Origin of the sequence: Streptomyces gottesmaniae (assembly GCF_031845845.1) — a bacterium.
Lineage (GTDB): Bacteria > Actinomycetota > Actinomycetes > Streptomycetales > Streptomycetaceae > Streptomyces > Streptomyces akebiae.
In genome coordinates this window covers 1-21246 of sequence record NZ_JAVRFJ010000058.1, presented here as the reverse complement: position 1 = coordinate 21246, position 21246 = coordinate 1, and the positions used below count along the sequence as shown (strand labels likewise).

General features: G+C 70.7%; 18 protein-coding genes and 1 pseudogene. 17 read left to right on the top strand and 2 right to left on the bottom strand.

Going from position 1 to position 21246, the window contains the following annotated elements:
• Nucleotides 1-28 precede the first annotated feature (28 nt).
• From RM704_RS41385 to RM704_RS41355, 7 genes are all read left to right on the top strand, one after another.
• Nucleotides 29-1783 carry an ABC transporter substrate-binding protein gene (locus tag RM704_RS41385; RefSeq protein WP_192829632.1) on the top strand — a complete coding sequence of 585 codons (1755 nt, stop codon included), beginning with the start codon at nt 29-31 and terminating at the stop codon, nt 1781-1783.
• Nucleotides 1784-1852: 69 nt separating this feature from the next.
• Complete coding sequence (locus tag RM704_RS41380) at nt 1853-2860, top strand: ABC transporter permease (protein ID WP_033526837.1); 1008 nt, start codon at nt 1853-1855, stop codon at nt 2858-2860.
• On the top strand, nt 2857-3951 hold the full coding sequence (locus RM704_RS41375; protein ID WP_033526838.1) for an ABC transporter ATP-binding protein: 1095 nt from the start codon (nt 2857-2859) through the stop codon (nt 3949-3951). Before RM704_RS41380 ends, RM704_RS41375 begins: the two co-directional genes overlap by 4 nt.
• On the top strand, nt 3948-5255 hold the full coding sequence (locus RM704_RS41370; RefSeq protein ID WP_033526839.1) for an ABC transporter ATP-binding protein: 1308 nt from the start codon (nt 3948-3950) through the stop codon (nt 5253-5255). The genes RM704_RS41375 and RM704_RS41370 overlap by 4 nt, the downstream gene beginning before the upstream one ends.
• A gap of 62 nt (nt 5256-5317) precedes the next feature.
• Entirely contained in the window at nt 5318-5953 is a 636-nt protein-coding gene (locus tag RM704_RS41365; RefSeq protein ID WP_033526840.1) for a trimeric intracellular cation channel family protein, read from the top strand.
• 46 nt (nt 5954-5999) lie between these two features.
• On the top strand, nt 6000-6854 hold the full coding sequence (locus RM704_RS41360) for a thioesterase family protein (RefSeq protein ID WP_033526841.1): 855 nt from the start codon (nt 6000-6002) through the stop codon (nt 6852-6854).
• A gap of 174 nt (nt 6855-7028) precedes the next feature.
• A complete protein-coding gene (locus tag RM704_RS41355) occupies nt 7029-7409 on the top strand; it encodes a hypothetical protein (RefSeq protein ID WP_078937076.1) in 381 nt (126 codons plus the stop codon).
• Between the two features lie 98 nt (nt 7410-7507).
• On the opposite strand, the gene RM704_RS41350 is transcribed toward RM704_RS41355, so the two are convergent.
• The gene (locus tag RM704_RS41350) at nt 7508-8134 is read right to left on the bottom strand and encodes a TetR family transcriptional regulator (protein ID WP_033526842.1); all 627 of its coding nucleotides are present in this window, start codon (nt 8132-8134) and stop codon (nt 7508-7510) included.
• A 120-nt stretch (nt 8135-8254) separates the two neighbouring features.
• On the opposite strand from RM704_RS41350, the gene RM704_RS41345 reads away from it, so the two are divergent.
• From RM704_RS41345 to RM704_RS41335, 3 genes are all read left to right on the top strand, one after another.
• Nucleotides 8255-8419 (top strand): hypothetical protein, encoded by a 165-nt coding sequence (locus tag RM704_RS41345; protein ID WP_033526843.1) that lies wholly within the window; start codon nt 8255-8257, stop codon nt 8417-8419.
• Nucleotides 8420-8479: 60 nt separating this feature from the next.
• Entirely contained in the window at nt 8480-8764 is a 285-nt protein-coding gene (locus RM704_RS41340) for a hypothetical protein (protein WP_033526844.1), read from the top strand.
• 98 nt (nt 8765-8862) lie between these two features.
• Nucleotides 8863-10032: a cysteine desulfurase family protein gene (locus tag RM704_RS41335; RefSeq protein ID WP_033526845.1), complete on the top strand. Its 1170-nt coding sequence runs from the start codon at nt 8863-8865 to the stop codon at nt 10030-10032.
• A 561-nt stretch (nt 10033-10593) separates the two neighbouring features.
• On the opposite strand, the gene RM704_RS41330 is transcribed toward RM704_RS41335, so the two are convergent.
• On the bottom strand, nt 10594-11307 hold the full coding sequence (locus RM704_RS41330; protein ID WP_033526846.1) for an N-acetylmuramoyl-L-alanine amidase: 714 nt from the start codon (nt 11305-11307) through the stop codon (nt 10594-10596).
• Between the two features lie 60 nt (nt 11308-11367).
• On the opposite strand from RM704_RS41330, the gene mnmA reads away from it, so the two are divergent.
• The 7 genes and pseudogenes from mnmA to RM704_RS41295 all read left to right on the top strand — a co-directional run bounded on the left by mnmA (nt 11368) and on the right by RM704_RS41295 (nt 21147).
• Complete coding sequence (mnmA, locus tag RM704_RS41325) at nt 11368-12498, top strand: tRNA 2-thiouridine(34) synthase MnmA (protein ID WP_033526847.1); 1131 nt, start codon at nt 11368-11370, stop codon at nt 12496-12498.
• Nucleotides 12499-13109: 611 nt separating this feature from the next.
• Nucleotides 13110-13871 carry a class I SAM-dependent methyltransferase gene (locus RM704_RS41320; RefSeq protein WP_033527013.1) on the top strand — a complete coding sequence of 254 codons (762 nt, stop codon included), beginning with the start codon at nt 13110-13112 and terminating at the stop codon, nt 13869-13871.
• A gap of 9 nt (nt 13872-13880) precedes the next feature.
• A complete protein-coding gene (locus RM704_RS41315) occupies nt 13881-14420 on the top strand; it encodes an LOG family protein (RefSeq protein WP_033526848.1) in 540 nt (179 codons plus the stop codon).
• Nucleotides 14421-14460: 40 nt separating this feature from the next.
• Nucleotides 14461-15148, top strand: a pseudogene (locus tag RM704_RS41310) (SDR family oxidoreductase).
• 130 nt (nt 15149-15278) lie between these two features.
• Complete coding sequence (locus RM704_RS41305; protein ID WP_033526849.1) at nt 15279-16295, top strand: methionine synthase; 1017 nt, start codon at nt 15279-15281, stop codon at nt 16293-16295.
• 14 nt (nt 16296-16309) lie between these two features.
• Nucleotides 16310-18529, top strand: a complete 2220-nt coding sequence (gene ligA, locus RM704_RS41300) for an NAD-dependent DNA ligase LigA (protein ID WP_033527014.1) — start codon at nt 16310-16312, stop codon at nt 18527-18529.
• 227 nt (nt 18530-18756) lie between these two features.
• Nucleotides 18757-21147 carry a putative bifunctional diguanylate cyclase/phosphodiesterase gene (locus tag RM704_RS41295; RefSeq protein WP_033526850.1) on the top strand — a complete coding sequence of 797 codons (2391 nt, stop codon included), beginning with the start codon at nt 18757-18759 and terminating at the stop codon, nt 21145-21147.
• Nucleotides 21148-21246 lie beyond the last annotated feature (99 nt).

Sequence of the window (21246 nt, the reverse complement as noted above, 5' to 3'; positions counted from 1 at the left end):
TCCAACTACGAAGGGGAAACCGACCATCATGCGAAGGTCAGCAATGGCCGCTGTCGCGGTTGTGAGCAGCGCCGGCCTGCTCCTGTCCGCCTGCAGCAAGGCGGAAGACGGTACGGACACCCCCAAGGGCGCCGGCGCCAACGCCGCGACCAAGGGTGTCGTCAACGAGTCGACCCACAAGGGCGGCACGGTCACGTACGCCAGCTCCGACGCCCCGGAGTCCCTCGACCCGGGCAACATGTACTACGCGTACGGCTTCAACTTCAGCCGCCTCTACGCGCGTCCGCTGATGACGTTCAAGCCCGGTGCGGGCGAGGCGGGCAACGAGCTCGTCCCCGACCTGGCGGAGAGCGCGGGCACGCCCAGCGACGGCGGCAAGACCTGGACGTACAAGATCCGTCAGGGCGTGAAGTACGAGGACGGCACCCCGGTCACGTCCAAGGACGTCAAGTACGCCGTGGAGCGTTCGAACTTCGCGCGTGACGTGCTCTCGCTCGGTCCGAACTACTTCCAGCAGATGCTGGACGACCCGAAGAAGTACAAGGGCCCCTACGCCGACAAGAGCGACAAGGGCATCTCCTCCATAGAGACGCCGGACGACCACACGATCGTCTTCAAGCTGAACAAGGCGTTCTCGGAGTTCGACTACCTGGCGAGCATGCCGCAGACGGCTCCGGTGCCGAAGGCCAAGGACACCGGCGTCGACTACACCAAGAAGGTCGTCTCCACCGGCTCGTACAAGTTCGAGAAGTACGAAGAGGGCAAGCAGATCGTCCTCGTCCGCAACACGGAGTGGGACGCCAAGACGGACCCGCTGCGCAAGCAGTACCCGGACAAGATCGTGGTGAACCTGAAGGTCAACAAGGCCACCATCGACAAGGACGTCATGGCCGGCGACACCATGATCGACATCCAGGGCACCGGTGTCGACGCCCAGACCCAGGCCCAGGTCCTCAAGGACAAGGACCAGATGGCCAACACCGACAACGCGCTCGGTGGCCGTCTCGTCTACACGGCGATCAACACCAAGGTGGCGCCGTTCGACAACGTCGAGTGCCGCAAGGCCGTCGAGTACGCGATCGACAAGACCGCCGTGCAGACCGCCATGGGCGGCCCGATCCGCGGTGACATCGCCTCCACCGTCCTGCCCACCGACGTCTCGGGCTACGCCAAGGACGACCTGTACGCCACCGAGGGCAACAAGGGTGACGTCGCCAAGGCCAAGGAGCACCTGAAGGCCTGCGGCAAGGAGGGCGGCTTCAAGACCTCCATCTCCGCCCGCACCGACCGTCAGGGCGAGGTCGACGCGGCCACCGCGATCGTCGAGGCGCTGAAGAAGGTCGGCATCGAGGCCGACATCAAGCAGTACCCGTCGGGCAAGTACTTCTCCGACTACGCGGGTGTGCCGTCGTTCAACAAGAAGAACAACATCGGCCTGATCATGATGCAGTGGGGTGCCGACTGGCCCACCGGCTACGGCTTCCTGCAGCAGATCGTGCACGGCAAGGCCATCGGCCAGTCCGGCAACACCAACCTGTCCGAGCTGGACGACCCCGCGATCAACAAGCTGCTCGACGAGGCGATCGGCAACACCGACGAGGCCGCCCGCACCGCCGCGTACACCGAGGTCGACAAGAAGGTCATGGAGCAGGCCGCCATCGTGCCGCTGACCTACTTCAAGGTCCTGCTGTACCGCTCGCCGTACGCCACCAACCTGGTGTCGTCCTCGGCCTTCAGCGGTCAGTACGACTACCTCAACATCGGTACCACGGAAAAGAAGTAGCCCCGGAAGGCAGGTGAAGGCATTGGCGCCCGCGGGTGAGCACACCCGCGGGCGCCGGCGCCGGTCCTCGTGATCTCGTACATCATCCGCCGGACGATCGCGGCGGTGATCCTGCTGCTCGTCGTCACCGCGGTCACCTTCGGCATCTTCTTCATCCTGCCGAAGCTCGCCGGACAGAGCGTCGACCAGCTGGCACAGCAGTACATCGGCAAGAACCCCACGCCCGAGGACATCGCGGCGGTCAAGCGGAACCTCGGTCTGGACCAGCCGGTCTACGAGCAGTACTGGAACTTCCTCAAGGGGATCGTCTCCGGTGCCACGTACGACCTCGGACCCACCACGGTCCGCTGCGACGCGCCCTGCTTCGGCTACTCCTTCAAGGACCACCTGGAGGTCTGGCCGCAGCTCACCAGCCGCCTGCCGGTGACCATCTCGCTCGCCGCCGGCGCCGCAGTGCTGTGGCTGGTCGGCGGTATCACGGCCGGTGTCATCTCGGCCCTGAAGCCCGGGTCGATCTTCGACCGGTCCGCGATGGGCGTGGCGCTCGCGGGCGTCTCCCTGCCCATGTTCTTCACCGGTCAGCTGGCCCTGCTGCTGTTCAGCTACCAGCTGGAGATCTTCGGCAGGACCTACGTCCCCTTCACCGAGAACCCCTCGCAGTGGGCCAACACCCTCTTCCTGCCCTGGTGTTCGCTGGCACTCCTCTACTCGGCCATCTACGCCCGGCTCACCCGCTCGGGCATGCTGGAGACGATGAACGAGGACTACATCCGCACCGCGCGGGCCAAGGGTCTACGGGAGCGCAAGGTCGTCGTCAAGCACGGCCTGCGGGCCGCGCTGACCCCGCTGGTGACCGTCTTCGGCATGGACGTCGGTCTGCTCCTCGGCGGCGCCCTCATCACCGAGACCGTGTTCTCCCTGCACGGCATCGGCGAGTACGCGGTCCAGTCGATCACCACCAACGACCTGCCCCCGATTCTCGGGGTGACCCTGCTCGCGGCGTTCTTCGTCGTCTTCATGAACCTTGTGGTGGACCTGCTGTACGCCACGATCGACCCGCGGGTGAGGCTCTCGTGACCGAACTGTCCAAGACCGGTGCCGCCGTCGGCGAGCCCGCACGCGCCGGGGACGCCCCCGAGGCGTTCCTCGAAGTGCGCGACCTCAAGGTCCACTTCCCCACCGACGACGGTCTGGTCAAGTCCGTCGACGGCCTCTCCTTCCAACTGGAGAAGGGCAAGACCCTCGGCATCGTGGGCGAGTCCGGCTCCGGCAAGTCGGTCACCTCGCTGGCGATCATGGGCCTGCACCGGCTCGGGGCACGCGGCAAGAACGTCCGGATGTCCGGCGAGATCTGGCTCGACGGAAAGGAACTCGTCGGGGCGAGCCCCGACGAGGTGCGCCGGCTGCGCGGCCGCGACATGGCGATGATCTTCCAGGACCCGCTGTCCGCCATGCACCCGTACTACAAGGTCGGCAGCCAGATCGTGGAGGCCTACCGGGTCCACCACGACGTCAGCAAGAAGGTCGCCCGCAAGCGGGCCATCGAGCTGCTCGACCGTGTCGGCATCCCGGAGCCCCACAAGCGGGTCGACGGCTACCCGCACGAGTTCTCCGGCGGTATGCGCCAGCGCGCCATGATCGCCATGGCCCTGGTCAACAACCCGGAACTGCTGATCGCCGACGAGCCCACCACCGCGCTCGACGTGACCGTGCAGGCGCAGATCCTGGACCTGATCCGGAACCTGCAGAAGGAGTTCGGCTCCGCGGTCATCATCATCACGCACGACCTCGGCGTGGTCGCCGAGATCGCCGACGACATCCTCGTGATGTACGGCGGCCGTTGCGTGGAGCGTGGCCCGGTCGACGACATCTTCCACCAGCCGCAGCACCCCTACACCTGGGGCCTGCTCGGCTCGATGCCGCGCATCGACCGCGCCCAGACCGACCGGCTCATCCCGGTCAAGGGCCAGCCGCCGAGCCTCATCAACGTCCCCTCGGGCTGCGCCTTCAACCCGCGCTGCCCCTACGCGGACGTCCCCAAGGACAACATCACCCGCACCGAGCGCCCCGAACTGCGCGAGGTCGGCGGCCGGCACTTCACCGCCTGCCACCTGTCGCAGGAGGACCGTACGCGGATCTGGACCGAAGAGATTGCGCCGAAGCTGTGAGCGAGACTGAGACCAGGGCCGCCGTGCCGGCCCCGCGCGCCGACGCCGACGAGAAACCGCTGCTCAGGGTCGAGGGCCTGGTCAAGCACTTCCCCATCAAGAAGGGCCTGCTCCAGCGGCAGGTCGGGGCGGTCAAGGCCGTCGACGGCATCGACTTCGAGGTCCGCCGCGGCGAGACCCTCGGCGTCGTCGGCGAGTCCGGCTGCGGCAAGTCGACCATGGGCCGGCTCATCACCCGCCTCCTCGAACCCTCCGGTGGGAAGGTCGAGTTCGACGGCACGGACATCACGCACCTGAAGACCGCCGGCATGCGCCCGCTGCGCCGCGACATCCAGATGATCTTCCAGGACCCGTACGGTTCGCTGAACCCCCGGCACACCATCGGCACCATCGTCTCGGCGCCCTTCAAGCTCCAGGGCGTGGAGCCCGAGGGCGGGGTGAAGAAGGAGGTCCAGCGCCTCCTGGAGCTCGTGGGCCTGAGCCCCGAGCACTACAACCGCTACCCGCACGAATTCTCCGGCGGCCAGCGCCAGCGCATCGGCATCGCCCGCGCGCTCGCCCTCAAGCCCCGGATGGTCGTCGCGGACGAGCCGGTCTCCGCGCTCGACGTGTCGATCCAGGCCCAGGTCGTCAACCTGATGGACGACCTCCAGGACGAGCTCGGCCTGACGTACGTGATCATCGCGCACGACCTCTCCGTCGTCCGCCACGTCTCCGACCGCATCGCCGTGATGTACCTCGGCAAGATCGTCGAGCTGGCCGACCGGGACTCGCTGTACGCGGCGCCGATGCACCCGTACACCAAGGCGCTGCTGTCGGCGGTGCCGATCCCGGACCCGTCGCGCCGGGGGGCCAAGAGCGAGCGCATCCTGCTCAAGGGCGACGTGCCCTCGCCGATATCACCGCCGAGCGGCTGCCGCTTCCACACCCGGTGCTGGAAGGCCACCCAGGTCTGCAAGACCACCGAGCCGCCGCTCGCCGAGTTGAGGCCCGGCCAGCGGGTCGCCTGCCACCACCCGGAGAACTTCGAGGACCAGCAGCCGCAGGACGTCGTCCTGCTGACGGCCGCGAAGGAAGCGGGCGAACTGGTGCCGGACACGGTGAAGAAGGCGGAGACGCCCCAGGAGCCCGAAGCACCTGAGGTGCCCGAAGCGCCTGAGGTGCCCGAAACACCTGAGGTGCCCGAAACGCCTGAGGTGCCCGCAGAGCCTGAGGCGCCGGAGGTGCCCGAACAGCCCGGGGTCCCCGAGGAGCCGGAGGCGCCCAAGAAGCCTGAGGCCCCCGAGAAGCCCGGAAAGGACTGACGTCAGACGATGTGCGCCTTGCATTGCAAGGCGCACATCTGTTTGCGAGGCAGAATGTACGGGTGTCCCCCTACCCGCTCGACCTGATCGGCATCTTCGTCTTCGCCATCTCCGGCGCGCTGCTGGCCGTCCGCAAGAACTTCGACATCTTCGGCATCGCCGTCCTCGCCGAGGTCACCGCACTCGGCGGCGGGCTGTTCCGCGACCTGATCATCGGTGCCGTACCGCCGGCCGCCTTCACCGACCTCGGCTACTTCCTCACCCCGCTGCTGGCCGCCCTCCTGGTCTTCTTCCTCCATCCGCACGTGGAGCGCATCCAGACCGGCGTGAACGTCTTCGACGCGGCCGGCCTCGGCCTCTTCTGCGTCGCGGGCACGACGAAGGCGTACGAGTACGGGCTCGGCCTGACCGCCTCCGCCACCTTGGGCCTCGCCACGGCGGTCGGCGGCGGTGTGCTGCGGGACGTCCTCGCCAACGAGGTCCCCTCGCTGCTGCGCTGGGACCGCGACCTGTACGCCGTGCCCGCGATGGTCGGCAGCGGCCTGGTGGTCCTGTGCATCAGCCAGGAGGCACTCAACCCCGTCACCTCGGCCCTCGCCGCGGTCACCGCCTTCGTCCTGCGGCTGCTGGCGATGCGGTACCACTGGCGGGCGCCGCGCGCGTGGAACCGGCGGTCCGCCGCTGTCGAGGAGGCCTGAAGACATAAAGCTACCGCTTAGTAATTACCTGTTGTACCGTTCACCCATGCCCGAAGCAGCTTCCGTACAGGCCACCGTCGGCGACAGCGAGTTCGACCGGGACACCGCGCTCACCCGGCGGGCGCCCGGCGTCTACGACATCGACCTCTCCGCCGGCTGGACGATCATCGGCGCCGTCAACGGCGGGTATCTGCTGGCCGTCCTCGGCCGCGCCCTCGCCGACGCGCTCCCGCACGACGACCCGTTCACGATCTCCGCGTACTACCTGACCGCGTCCCAGCCCGGCCCCGCGGTCGTCCGCACGGACGTCGTCCGCACCGGCCGGACCCTCTCGACCGGCCAGGCCTCCCTCTTCCAGTACGACGACGAGGGCCGCGAGATCGAGCGGATCCGCGTCCTCGCCTCCTACGGCGACCTGGACTCCCTCCCGGACGACGTCCGGACGACGGCGAAGCCGCCCGCGATCCCGCCGATCGACCAGTGCTTCGGCCCTCAGGACGCTCCCGGCCCCGTACCCGGCGGCTCCGCCATCGCCGACCGGCTGTTCCTGAAGCTCGACCCCGCGACGCTGGGCTGGGCCCTCGGGGCGCCCTCCGGCAACGGCGAGATGCGGTCCTGGTTCGGGCTCGCCGACGGCCGTGACGCCGACCCGTTCTCCCTGCTTCTCGCGGTGGACGCACTGCCGCCCACCGCGTTCGAGATGGGCCTGAAGGGCTGGGTCCCGACGGTCGAGCTGACGGTGCACATCCGGTGCCGGCCGGCACCGGGACCACTCCGGGTCGCCATCACCACCCGCAATCTCGCCGGGGGCTTCCTGGAGGAGGACGCCGAGGTCTGGGACAGCGCCGACCGCCTGGTCGCCCAGTCGCGGCAGCTGGCGAGGGCCAGGCTGTCGGACTGAGACGCCGAGTGCCGGACACCGAGGGGCAGACGCCGAGGTCTGTGCGCCGAGGGGCCGTTGGTGATCGCTTTGCCGTTCACACAGGGAGGGCACAGCGCGAACCCGCGAGAGGGACAAGCCGCGCTGATTCGATGCGGCTCACGAACTCCCTCAGCGTTCTTGGAGTTGTCTCTCATGAAGCGTGCACGTCTCGTCCCCGCCGTCGCCCTGCTGGCGGCCGCACCCCTCTTCCTGGTGGCGTGCGGCTCCGGCGACTCGTCGTCGTCCACCTCGGACAACGGCAACTCGGGTCAGCCGCAGAGCTGTCAGCCACCCTCGGGCGCCCCCTCCGGCGCTCCCTCGGCCACCGGGCAGGCACCGTCCGGCGTTCCCTCGGGCGCCCCCTCCGGACAGCCGTCCGGCGCGCCCAGCGGTGCCCCGGGCGGCGGCGGTCAGGACGGCGGCCCCGGCGGCGGCTGCGGCGGTCCCGGTGGCGGTCAGCCCGGCCAAGGTGGCCAGGCGCCGAGCGGAGCGCCCAGTCAGGAGGCCTCGGCTTCGGCGTCCGAAGACGGCTGACCATCTGACCATCTGACCGGCTGAGTGGCTGAGTGGACGACAGGGGGGCGCGCCCGGACATCGGGCGCGCCCCCCCCTGTCGTGTGCGCGAAGGCTGTTCAGTCCAGCCAGTGGCGACAGCCGATGCTGATCAGCCGCATCCGGCGGCTCGCCAGCCGGGTCACCCGCAGGCGTTCCTCCTCCGACTCGTCCTGGGCCTTCAGGAAGAGCGAGGCGGTCATCAGCATCTGATCGACGTACAGGCCCGCGAGCATCAGCCGGTCGTCGTCGGTCCACCCCTCGGTCTCGGGCCGCTTGGCCAGCTCCCCGCGCACCTCTTCGGCGAACCGGGTCAGTTGCCCCTGGATGGCGTCCCGCACCGGCTGGACCCCGCTGTGCCGTTCGCGTGCGATGAACCGGACGTGTGCGGGGTACCCGTCGACATGGCGGGCGATCAGCTCGACGGCACGCTCGACGAGTTCGTCACTGTCGCCCACCGCCGACATCAGATCCCCGAGCACGGGGTGCAGACTGCCGAGCGCCTCCTCGACCAGCGCGACGCCGAGGTCCGCGGTCGACCGGAAGTGCCGGTAGAACGCGGTGGGAGCGACCCCCACGGCCCGGGTGACCTCGCGAAGTCCCAGGCTGCTGAGGCTCTGCTCCTCCAGCAGGGCCAGGGCGGCGTCCATGAGCGCCCGCCGGGTCTTCTGCTTCTGCACCTGCCGGACGCCGAAAGTGTGACTCATGCCATGCAGTTAACAACTGTTCTCCGTAATTGCAAAGCCGGGTGTCGCGCTAGACTTGGCAGTCAGTGAACAATTGTAACTACAACCGTTCACCCAACCGTAACGAGAGGGATTCCCGCGATGTTGTTCCTCGTCGCCGCACTTCTGCTGCTGGGCATCGTCCTGGGCACCGTGGCCCATGTGCCGCCGGCCGTCTCGACCGTCCTGGCCGTCGGTATCGCCCTCTGGCTGGCGATCTTCGCCTACCGCGAGCGCCACGCCCGCCGCGGCCGCGGCACGCACTGACCGTTCGCCGCGACCGTTCGAACGACCGTCACCCGATCGCACGTTGGGAGCAGACCGACCATGCAGCTCACCGCCGCACGTCAGCAGAACGGAACGACCGCCGCCCGCCCCCGAGGTCGTGACGCCGACGGCATGGCCGTCGCCTCCTTCGTCCTCGGCCTGCTGGGACTTCTCGTCCTCAACCTCTTCCTCGGCCCGATCGCGATCGTCCTCGCGGCGGTGGCCCTCAAGCGCGGGACGGCGCGACGGGGCCGCGCCTTCCTGGGCCTCGGTCTGGGCATCGCCGACCTGGTCGTCCTCGCCGCACTGATGCAGACGACGAACACGGTGTCCTGGAGCATCTGAGGGAACACGGTGTCCTGGAGCATCCGAGGCCGGAAATCCCTGCTCGCCCGGGAGCACCCCGAGGTCGCCCGAACACGGCCCCGTAGAATCGGCTCACCATGGCTTACCTCGACCACGCGGCGACCACCCCGATGCTCCCCGAGGCGGCAGAGGTCCTGACCGCCCAGCTGGGCGTCACCGGCAACGCCTCCTCGCTGCACGCCTCCGGCCGCCGAGCGCGGCGCACCGTCGAGGAGGCCCGCGAGACCCTCGCCGAGGCCCTCGGTGCCCGTCCCAGCGAGGTGGTTCTCACCTCGGGCGGCACCGAGGCCGACAACCTCGCCGTGAAGGGGCTGTACTGGTCCCGCCGCGACGCCGACCCGGCCCGCACCCGGGTCCTCGCCAGCCCCGTCGAACACCACGCGGTCCTCGACGCCGTCCACTGGCTCGGCGAACACGAGGGCGCCACCGTCGAGTACCTCCCGGTCGACCCGTACGGCCGAGTCCACCCCGAAGCCCTCCGCGAGGCCGTCGCCCGCAATCCCGACGACGTCGCCCTGGCCACCGTGATGTGGGCCAACAACGAGATCGGCACGATCATGCCGGTCCGTGAACTCGCGGACGTGGCAGCGGAGTTCGACATCCCGCTGCACGCCGACGCGGTCCAGGCCTTCGGTCAGGTTCCGGTCGACTTCGAGGCCTCCGGGCTCGCGGCGATGACCGTCTCCGGCCACAAGATCGGCGGCCCGTACGGCATCGGCGCGCTGCTGCTGGGCCGCGAGTACAGCCCCGTGCCCGTGCTGCACGGCGGAGGTCAGGAGCGCCATGTCCGCTCCGGCACCCTCGACGTCCCGGCCATCGCCTCCTTCGCGGTCGCCGGGCGGCTCGCCGCCGAGCAGCACGAGTGGTTCGCCCGGGAGATCGGCGCCCTGCGTGACGCCCTCGTCGAGGCGGTCCGTACGGCGGTGCCGGACGCCGTCCTGGGCGGTGATCCGTCCCCGGCGGGGCGCCTCCCGGCCAACGCGCACTTCACGTTCCCCGGTTGCGAGGGCGACTCCCTGCTGCTGCTGCTCGACGCCCAGGGCATCGAGTGCTCCACGGGTTCGGCCTGCACGGCCGGCGTCGCCCAGCCGAGCCACGTCCTGCTCGCCACCGGCACCGACCCCGACCTGGCCCGCGGCACTCTGCGCTTCTCCCTCGGCCACACCTCCACGGAGGCGGACGTCGAGGCGGTCGCGAAGGCGATCGGCCCGGTGGTGGAGCGCGCCCGCAACGCCGGCCTGACCTGAAGAGCGCTGTCCGTCCGGCAGCCGGGTCGACGGGCAGCGCGGCGGACGCCTCGGTCTCGTTCTCCACGATGATCAGACCGGCCAGTCCGTGCACGACCCGCTCGGCCGTGGTGCCGAGGGCGTGCGGGTGGTACCGGAGCGTCTTGGCCTCGTCGAGGATCTCGAAGGCGGGGCGCGCGGTGGCAGCGAGAACGTCGCCCAGGCCGCCGCCGGCCCGGCGCCCGCCATCACGCCGAGGAACGTGCCGCGATGCAGCCCCTTGCCCGTCCTGCTCCCCGTCTTGCTGACCTGCGGCTGCGCTTGCGCTCCGTGTTGTTCGTCATGAGCGGGGATGCTCGACCTGAGGGCTGTGCGAGCACCGGGGCGAAGACGGGAGCGGGCCGAGGGCGCTGTGAGCCGGCCGTGCGCGCCGAGCCGTCTCAACTTCCCTTCAGGGAAGAGGCGTTGAGGGACAGGCGACACTGGTACGCGCCGGCGTGATGCCGGTCACATATTCGACGGTCTGTGGGGCGCTGCCCCCGGCCCCTCGCACTCCTGCTCCTGTGGCCCGGCTGTCGCGACTCAGGCGGGCGTCGACGTCCCGGCCTTCGCCGCCGCGCGCACCAGCTTCATGTAGCGGTCCCAGTCCCAGCCCTCGCCGGGATCCGTGTGGTCCGTCCCGGGGACCTCGACATGGCCGAGGATGTGCTCGCGGTCGAGAGGAATGTCGTACCGGGCGCAGACCCGGGCCGTCAGCCTCGCGGAGGCCTCGTACATCTCGTCCGTGAAGTCCTCGGGCTTCTCGACGAAACCCTCGTGCTCGATGCCGACACTGCGCTCGTTGTAGTCGCGGTTGCCCGCGTGGTACGCCACGTCCAACTCGCGGATCATCTGCGTGACATGGCCGTCCTTGCGGACGATGTAGTGCGCGGCCGCGCCGTGCGCCGGGTCCTGGAAGACCTGCACCGCGCTGTCGAAGCTGCCCTGCGTGACATGGATGATCACCATGTCTATGCCGAAGTCGTCCGGCCGGTCCGCCAGCCGCCAGTTCGCGTCCGACGCCGCGACCCACTTCGCGCCCGTGTAGTCGACCTCACCGTCCTTGCGCGGCTTCGTGACCCCCGGCACCCGCCACCACGCGCGCGTCAGCTCGTCCCGCGCCACCACGGCCGTACCGACGGCGGCCACGGCCGTACCGATGAGCAGTGCCCGGCGGCCGACGCGGCGGCCCGCGTCGCTGCCGCCGGAGGCACTCGCGCCGTCGGAGCCGTTCTTCGAAGCCCTTCTCGTTCCCACGAGACCGTCAACGGATACTCGCGGGCTCCGGTTCCCGGCGACCCGTACCCTTGAAGGGTTATGACTGAGATCTCGCAGCGTTCCCGCCCCCTCCGTGTCCTCGCCGCCATGTCCGGCGGGGTCGACTCCGCCGTGGCCGCCGCCCGCGCGGCGGAAGCCGGGCACGACGTGACGGGCGTCCATCTGGCGCTGTCCGCGAACCCCCAGTCCTTCCGGACCGGGGCCCGCGGCTGCTGCACCATCGAGGACTCCCGGGACGCCCGCCGTGCCGCGGACGTCATCGGCATCCCCTTCTACGTCTGGGACCTCGCCGAGCGCTTCCGCGAGGACGTCGTCGAGGACTTCATCGCCGAGTACGAGGCCGGGCGCACCCCGAACCCCTGCCTGCGCTGCAACGAGAAGATCAAGTTCGCGGCCCTGCTCGACAAGGCCCTCGCCCTGGGCTTCGACGCGGTCTGCACCGGCCACTACGCCCAGGTGATCGTGCGCGAGGACGGCACCCGGGAGCTGCACCGCGCCTCCGACATGGCCAAGGACCAGTCGTACGTCCTGGGCGTCCTGGACGACAGGCAGCTCGCGCACGCGATGTTCCCGCTGGGCGACACGGTGACGACGAAGGACGAGATCCGCGCGGAGGCCGAGCGCAGGGGGCTGGCCGTCGCGAAGAAGCCCGACTCCCACGACATCTGCTTCATCGCCGACGGCGACACCCAGGGCTTCCTCGCCCACCGGCTGGGCCGCTCCGAGGGCGACATCCTCGACGAGTCCGGCAACGTCCTGGGCACCCACGAGGGCGCCTACGGCTACACCATCGGCCAGCGCAAGGGCCTGCGCATCGGCACGCCGGCACCCGACGGCAAGCCGCGCTACGTCCTCGACATCTCCCCGGTGGACAACACGGTGACGGTCGGCCCCGCCGCCGCCCTCGACGTCGACGCCCTCACCGCGATCCGCCCCCGCTGGTGCGGCGCGGCCCCCACCGGCCCCGGCACCTACACGGCCCAGCTGCGCGCCCACGGCGGCGAGACGGAGGCCCGGGCGGAGCTGGTCGACGGTGCCCTCCAGGTCCGCTTCACCGAGCCGGTCCGGGGTGTGGCCCCCGGGCAGGCGATCGTCCTGTACGACGGCACGCGCGTCGTGGGGTCGGCGACGATCGCTTCGACCACGCGCGCGCGGGCGGGCGTGGCGTAGGGCCACGGCCACGATCGTCCCTCCCTGGGTCCCCCCGGGTAGCCGTCCGCGCGTGCGCGGCGCAGGCTGCTTGGTGGGTTCTTCGAGCCCAGCCGGAGGCCCTGGCGGGCCGCACGGGGAATTGGGAGGCCGTGATGACAGCCATAGATCCGTCCGGGCAGGCCGACATACCGCCCGAGCAGCCCGGAAAGCCGCCCGAGCAGCCCGGCGTACCGTCCGGGCAGCTCGGCGAAGCGGCTGGGCAGGCCGCGGGCCCTTGGGGGCCGGGCGGGAGCATGTCCGAGCAGCCTGGCGAACCGGCCGGGCACGCCGGGAGATCATCCGAGCAGGCCGCGCATTCGTCCGGCCGAGCGTGGGACGGGGCTGAGCGGGCCGCGAACCCGTCGGGGCCGGGCGGAATGCCCTCGGGTGCGGGCGGGGGTGTGTCGGGGCCGGGCGGAAACCCCTCTGCCGGAGATCCCTCAGGTGCGGGCGGAGGCAGGTCCGGGCAGGGCGGAGACACAGCGGGACCGGGCGCGGCCAGGTCCAGGCGGGGTGGCAAGCGGGCGGGGAGGGAAACCGGCGCCGCTTCCCGGAACCGGCGGAGCCTCACCCACCGGGTCCGTTACGCGCTGCGCCACCCCCGGCGCGTGCCCGCGCACGCCCGGCGCGTGGCGCGGGACACCTGGCTGCAGCTCAAGCACCGCGACCACATCTCCTACTACCGCGCCGTCATGGCCGCCGACACGGCGCGCAGCCCGGAGGCCGCCGTCGGGCACAACCCGTCGGTCGAGAAGTGGGAACGCTTGGGCCGGATGCAGTTCGAGTACCTCCTGCGGCACGGCCTGGAGCCACGGCACCGGATGCTGGAGATCGGCTGCGGGAACCTGAGGGCCGGGCGGCTGTTCATCGACCACCTGGACACGGGGAACTACTACGGCATCGACATCTCCCCGGCCATCCTCATGGAGGCCCAGCGCACCCTCGCCCGGGAGGGCCTGCAGGCCAAACTCCCGCATCTGGCGCTCGTGGCCGACCTCACCTTCTCGTTCCTGCCCGCCGGGTACTTCGACGTCGTCCACGCGCACAGCGTGTTCTCCCACTCGCCGCCGCACGTCATCGAGCAGTGCCTCGCCCATGTGGGCCGCGTCCTCGCCCCCGGCGGCTTCTTCGACTTCACCTTCGGCCGCACCGAGGGTGCCGAACACCAGGTACTGCACGAGGACTTCTACTACCGGACCGAGACCCTCGTCGAACTCGCCCGGAAACACGGCTTGTCCGCCCGCCTCATGGACGACTGGGAGGATCTGCCGCACCGGCAGTCGAAGATCCGTGCGACGGTGGCCGAGGAAGCCGGTGGAGGAGCGGACCCCGATGTCGGTGCCGCCCCCTAACGTGAACCCATGAACATCTGTGTCTTCCTCTCCGCCGCCGACCTCGCCGACCGTTACACGCGCCCCGCGAAGGACTTCGCCAAGCTGATCGGCAAGGGCGGGCACACCCTGGTGTGGGGCGGTTCGGACGTCGGGCTGATGAAGGTGGTCGCCGACGGGGTGCAGGAGGCGGGCGGCAGACTGCTCGGTGTGTCGGTCGAGTTCCTGGCGGCCAAGGCCCGGCCCGGCACCGACGAGATGCTGGTCGCGCGGGACCTCGCCGAGCGCAAGCGGCTGCTCCTGGAGAAGGCCGACGCGGTCGTCATCATGGTCGGCGGCACCGGCACGCTCGACGAGGCCACGGAGATCCTGGAGCTGAAGAAGCACGGCCACACCGAGATGCCGGTGGTCCTGCTGAACACCGCCGGCTTCTACGACGGGCTGAAGGAACAGTTCCGGCGCATGGAGGACGAGGGCTTCCTGCCCCGCCCCCTGACCGACCTGGTCTTCTTCGCGGAGGAGCCGGTGGGGGCGATGGCGTATCTGGAGGAGAGCAGGGGCGTCGCCTGAGCCGTTTTCCGTCCCGCTCCGGTGATGCGAGCATGACCGCATGGCTACTCATGTGATCACCGGGGCGGGTTCCGGCATCGGCGCGGCCGTCGCCCGACGGCTGCACGAACGCGGGGACGAGCTCGTGCTCCACGCGCGACGCGGGGCGGGCGAAGGAACTGGCGGCGGAGTTCCCGGGGGCGAAGACGCTGGTCGGCGATCTGGCTGACCCGGACAAGCTGTCCTGGGCCTTCTCCCACCAGACGCTGCCCGACCGGGTGGACTCGCTGCTGCACATCGCGGGCGTGGTGGATCTCGGCTCGGTGGGCGACCTGACGCCGAAGTCGTGGCGACACCAGCTCAACGTCAACCTCGTCTCTCCCGCCGAGCTGACCCGTCACTTCCTGCCCCAACTGCGGGCCGCGCGAGGGCATGTGGTCTTCGTCAACTCGGGTGCGGGGCTCAACGCGCATGCCGACTGGTCGGCGTACGCGGCGTCGAAGCACGGGCTGAAGGCGCTGGCGGACTCCCTGCGCTGGGAGGAGCACGACAACGGGGTCCGGGTGACCACCGTCTACCCCGGGCGCACCGCCAGTCCCATGCAGGCGAAGGTCCACCAGCAGGAGGGCAAGGAGTACGACGCCTCGCGGTGGATCGCCCCCGAGTCGGTCGCCACGACGATCCTCATGGCGCTGGACCTGCCCCGCGACGCGGAGGTGAACGACCTGACGGTGCGGCCGGGTATCTGACCGGAGGGGACGCGGGTGCGTTGTCGGGCGCGAGAAGCCCCCATCGGACGGACGCCCGGGGGTCGAAGGGGCGCAGCCCCCGGGATGGGACGGTAGGGGCGGCGGGGGCGGGAAACGTAGGCTTCAGGGCGTGAGCGAAGACTTCAGTTTCGGCCCGGCCACCGGCGTGGGCTCCCTGCCGGGCGGGGACGCCCGAGAGGCCGCCAAGACCGTCACCGGCACCTTCGAGTGGCCGGCGACAGGAATGGCCCATCTCCCCGAACTCCCCGCCAGAGGCCCGGGCGCCGACATGATCGGCAGAACCGCCGGTCTGCTCGTCGAGCTGTACGCCCGCGTGGAACCCAGCGGCTGGCGCATCGGCGACCGACCGGGCCGGGACACCAAGCGGGCCAGGTCGTGGCTGGGCGAGGACCTGGACGCGCTGGAGGAGTTCACCCAGGGGTACGAGGGCCCGCTGAAGGTCCAGGCCGTCGGCCCCTGGACCCTCGCCGCCGCGCTGGAGCTGCGGAACGGAGAGGCCGCCCTCTCCGACCCCGGGGCCTGCCGCGACCTCGCCGGCTCGCTCGCCGAGGGCCTGCGCCAGCACCTCGCCGAGATCCAGCGGCGTATCCCGAGCGCCCGGATCGTGCTCCAGCTCGACGAGCCGTCCCTCATCGCCGTCCTGCGCGGCCAGGTCAAGAGCGCCAGCGGCTACCGCACGCACCGTGCCGTGGACCGCCAGCTCGTCGAGGCCACCCTCAGGGACGTCATCGGCGTGCACGCGGAGCACGGGGCGGTCGTCGTGCACTCCTGCGCCCCCGACGTACCCTTCGCCCTCCTGCGCCGCGCCGGTGCCACCGGTATCTCCTTCGACTTCACCTTGCTCACCGAGCGTGACGACGACACGATCGGGGAAGCGGTGGAGGCGGGCACGAAACTGCTCGCCGGCGTCGTGCCGACCACGGAGGGGGCATTGTCGGACCCTGCCGGTAGCGTCATGGGGGTCAGGACGTTGTGGCGCAGGCTGGGGCTGCATCCGGGGCTGCTCGCGGAGGCGGTCACGGTCACTCCGACGTGCGGGCTCGCGGGGGTCTCCCCGGCCTACGCACGCCGGGCGCTCGCCCACTGCGTCGAGGCGGCGAGATCCCTCGCGGACAACCCAGAGTGACGGAGGACAACACGGTGGCCGGCGACAAGGACGCACAGCCCACATCGGTACCCGCCGCGACAGCGGTGCCCGCCGAAGCACGCGAGAAGCACGCGCGGCTCGCCGAACAGATCGAGGAGCACCGCTTCCGGTACTACGTGAAGGACGACCCGATCGTCAGCGACGCGGAGTTCGACGAACTCCTTCGCACGCTGGAGGCGTTGGAGGACGAGTACAGCGAGCTGCGCACCCCGGACTCGCCGACGCAGAAGGTGGCCGTCGAGTACGAGACCGACCTCGCCGAGGTGGAGCACCGCGAGCGCATGCTCTCCCTCGACAACGTCTTCGACGACGAGGGCCTCGCCGCCTGGGCCGAGCGCGTCGCCAAGGAGGTCGGCACCTCGGACTACCACCTGCTGTGCGAGCTCAAGATCGACGGACTCGCGGTCAACCTGACGTACGAGGACGGCAGGCTCACCCGAGCCGCCACCCGGGGCACCGGTCGGACCGGCGAGGACATCACGCCCAACGTCATGACGATCGCCGAGATCCCGCACCGGCTGAAGGGCGACCGCGTCCCCCGGCTCGTCGAGATCCGGGGCGAGGTCTACTTCCCGATGGAGGCCTTCCAGGGCCTCAACGAACGCCGTGTGGCGGCCGGCGAGAAGCCCTACGCCAACCCCCGTAACTCCGCGTCGGGTTCACTGCGCCAGAAGGACCCCAAGGTCACCGCCACCCTGCCGCTGCACATGGTCGTCCACGGCATCGGCGCCCTGGAGGGCTTCGACGGCGGTTTCACGCGCCTGTCCCAGGCCTACGACCTCCTCAAGTCGTGGGGCCTGCCCACCGCCGAGCACAACAGGGTGGTCGACGACCTCGACGGAGTACGGGAGTTCATCGCCTACTACGGCGAACACCGCCACTCCGTGGCGCACGAGATCGACGGCGCGGTCGTCAAGCTCGACGAGATCCGGCTGCAGGGCCGCCTCGGATCGACGGCCCGCGCACCCCGCTGGGCGATCGCCTACAAGTACGCGCCGGAAGAGGTCAACACCAAGCTCATCGACATCAAGGTGGGCGTCGGCCGCACCGGCCGGGTCACGCCGTACGCCCAGGTCGAGCCGGTCACGGTGGCCGGCTCCGAGGTCGAGTTCGCCACCCTGCACAACCAGGAGGTCGTCAAGGCGAAGAACGTCCTCATCGGCGACACGGTCGTCATCCGCAAGGCCGGTGACGTCATCCCCGAGATCCTCGGGCCGGTCGTGGCGCTGCGCGACGAGAACGAGACGCGCCCCTTCGTGATGCCGACCGAGTGCCCGGAGTGCGGTGAGCCCCTGGCGCCCGCCAAGGAGGGCGACATCGACGTACGGTGCCTCAACTCCCGCAGTTGCCCCGCCCAGTTGCGCGAGCGGCTCTTCTACCTCGCCGGACGCAAGTGCCTCGACATCGAGCACTTCGGATACGTCGCCGCCGCCGCGCTCACCAAGCCGCTGGAGCCGTCCGAGCCGCCCCTCCATGACGAGGGCGACCTGTTCGACCTCACCATCGAGCAGCTGCTGCCCATCAAGGCCTACGTCCTCGACCAGGACAGCGGCCTGCCCAAGCGGGACCCGGAGACCGGCGAGGAGAAGGTCGCCATGGTCTTCGCCAACAAGGAGGGCGGGCCCAGGAAGAACGCGGTCGCGATGCTGGAGAACATCCAGGCGGCCAAGAACCGGCCGCTCGCCCGCATCCTGACCGGTCTGTCGATCCGGCACGTCGGCCCGGTGGCCGCCGAGGCGCTCGCGCGTGAATTCCGCTCCATCGACAGCATCAGGGAGGCGACCGAGGAACAGCTCGCCGCGACCGAGGGCGTCGGCCCGACCATCGCCGCTTCCCTGAAGGAGTGGTTCGCGGTGGGGTGGCATCAGGAGATTCTCCGCAAGTGGAAGGCCGCCGGTGTCCGCCTGGAGGAGGAGCGCTCCGGCGAGGACGAAGGCCCCAGGCCCCTCGAAGGACTGACGGTCGTCGTGACCGGGACACTCGAACACCACACGCGTGACGGGGCCAAGGAGGCGCTGCAGAGCCGGGGCGCCAAGGTCACCGGGTCGGTGTCGAAGAAGACCTCCTTCGTCGTGGTCGGCGAGAATCCGGGCTCCAAGTTCGACAAGGCGATGCAGCTCAAGGTGCCCGTCCTGAACGAGGACGGCTTCGCCGTCCTGCTCGAACAGGGGCCGGACGCAGCCGCGGAAGTCGCGCTCCCGATCGAGGAGTAGGGGTTGAAGGCCACCCGTTCGGCGCATACCAGATGCATACGGGTGGCCGGTCGCATTCGGGCAACCGACACCGACCGCTGCCCGTGGAAGCCTTGTGCGGCCTACTGTTGAGGTGGGCGCCTGCCGTGCCCGGACGCGTGGTGGGTTCTCGGACGCGGTGCCGCCCCGGTTGTTCGGGAGCAACGGGCCGCGTGGCGTGGGCACCGCCGGCTGTGAGAGGGACGGGAATGGAACCGACCGAGAGCGTCGCCCCGGACTCGCGGCTGCGCCTGCGCCGGGTCTCCGGGGCCTGGCGACGGGGACGCTCCCTGCTCATGGGAGGACGCCCGTTCGAGGGAAGCCGGGAGCCGGAGAACCAGGGGCCCGGAAGCCGGGAGCGGGACCCCGGTCGGACGACCGCCGCGGAGTCCAGGGCAGGGGCCGCCTGGCCGCCGGGCCGTGCGGGCGCGAGCGCACGCGGCCCGCTCGTACCGGGCCCGGCCCCGCTCACCTCCGCCACCGTGGTCGGCACGGGGGCGCCCGCCCTCACCGGCGCGCTCAGTGAGAGCCGCGGCCACGAACTCTCGGGCCACGACGCCGAACGGCACCTGACCTGGCCCGCGCTGCCCGCCATGATCGTCGGCCTCGCCGGTGCCATCCTGGGCGCCGGGTTCTACCGGGCGTTCGTCGGGCAGCACGCCCTCTTCCCGGCCGGAGCGGTCGGCTGGTCCCTCGCCCTGCTCACCGGCATCATCGTCGGCCACCTCGTCGCCATGGGCCGCGCCCGCTGGTGGGGCGGCACGGGCTCCGGCGCCGCCCTCACCCTCGCCGTCCTGCTGCTCTACGGCTGGGTGGCCGCCGGGATGGTCAGCCTCACGGTCGTGGTGCTCGTCGGCGTCGCCCGCCGGGGGCGCTGGCGCCAGGGGGTGCTGCACGGCGCGGTCGACATCCTCGGCATCGGCGCCGGCGCGCTCGTCCTGCGGGTCTTCGGCCGTGTCCCCTCGGTGGAGCGGCCCTGGGGCCCGGACAGCTGGAACCTCTACTCGGCGCCCCAGGTGGCCCTGGTCGCCATCGCCTACCTCGTGGTCAGCCGCGTCCTGCTCTGGCATCTGGCCGCACCGCGCGGCGGTCTGCCCACCGTCGCGCGCACCGCCCTGGTCAGACAGGGCCTCGTCGCCGTCGCGCTGCTCGGCATCGCCCCGCTCGTCTGCGTCGTCGCCCTCGCCCAGCCGCTGCTGCTGCCGCTCTTCGCCATCCCTCTCATCGCGCTCGACTCCACGCTGTGGATCGCCCGCGCCCGGGCCGAGGAACAGCTGCGCGACCCGCTCACCGGACTGCCGAACCGCCAGTGGCTGCTGGAACGTACCTGGACCGCCCTGGACGACGCCGAACGCATCGGGGCGAGGTCGGCGCTGATGCTGATCGACCTCGACCGCTTCCGGTCCGTCAACGACACGCTCGGGCATCTCGCGGGTGACCGGTTGCTGTTGCAGATAGCCGATCGGCTGCGGGTCGCCCTGCCACGCGGAGCGGAGGCCGCGCGGCTCGGCGGTGACGAGTTCGCCGTGCTGCTGCCCGTCGCCGACTCCACCACATCGGCCTCCCGCGTCGCCCGCAACCTCGTCGCCGCGCTCGGCTCACCGCTCGACCTCGACGGGCTCACCCTCGTCCTGGAGGCCAGCGCCGGGCTCGCCGTCTTCCCCGACCACGCGCTCGACGCGGAGGGGCTGCTGCGGCGGGCGGACGTGGCGATGTACCAGGCGAAGCGGGACCGCACGGGTGTCGAGGTCTACGAGCCCAAGCGGGACTCGAACACCCCGGACCGGCTCGGTCTCCTCGGTGACCTGCGGCGCGCGCTGGACGCCCAGGAGGTCGAGCTCCACTACCAGCCGAAGGTCCGCTTCGACGGGCAGGTCGCCGGTCTGGAGGCGCTGGTGCGGTGGGTGCATCCCGAACGGGGGAAGGTGCCGCCGGACGAGTTCATAGCGATCGCCGAGTCGTCCGGGCTGATGCCGCACCTGACGGAGTACGTCCTGGAGACGGCGCTCGGGCAGGTGGCGAGGTGGCGGGCGCAGGGGCTGCACGTGCCGGTCGCGGTGAACGTGTCCCCGCGCGACGTCCACACCCCCGGGTTCGCGGGGGCGGTGGCCGCGCGGCTGGCCCGGCACGGGGTGCCGGCCGGGGCGTTGCAGTTGGAGATAACGGAACACGTGCTGCTGGAGGACCCGCAGCGGGCCGCGGACACCCTTGCCGGGCTGACCGGGCACGGGGTGAAGATGTCGCTCGACGACTTCGGGACCGGGTACTCGTCACTGGTCCATCTGCGGCGGCTGCCGGTCAGCGAGCTGAAGATCGACCGTTCGTTCGTGGCACGGCTGGCGATCGACAACGAGGACGCGGAGATCGTGCGCTGCACGGTCGATCTCGCCCACTCGCTGGGACTGCTCGTCGTGGCGGAGGGGGTCGAGGACGACGAGACGTGGGAGCGGTTGCGGGATCTCGGGTGTGACGCGGTGCAGGGATGGCTCGTCGCTGCCGCGATGCCGCCGGAGGAGGCGACCGCGTGGCTGCGGGCGCGGGGGTCGCGGGGGTGGCAACGGCCCGCCGCGGCGTTGCCTGCGGCGAAGGTGGACGAGTAGGTCGGGGCCCAGTAGCTCGGGGCCCAGTAGCTCGGGGGTGGGGGTGCGTCGGCGGGGGCGGGTGGGGTGGGGGGTGGTCGCGCAGTTCCCCGCGCCCCC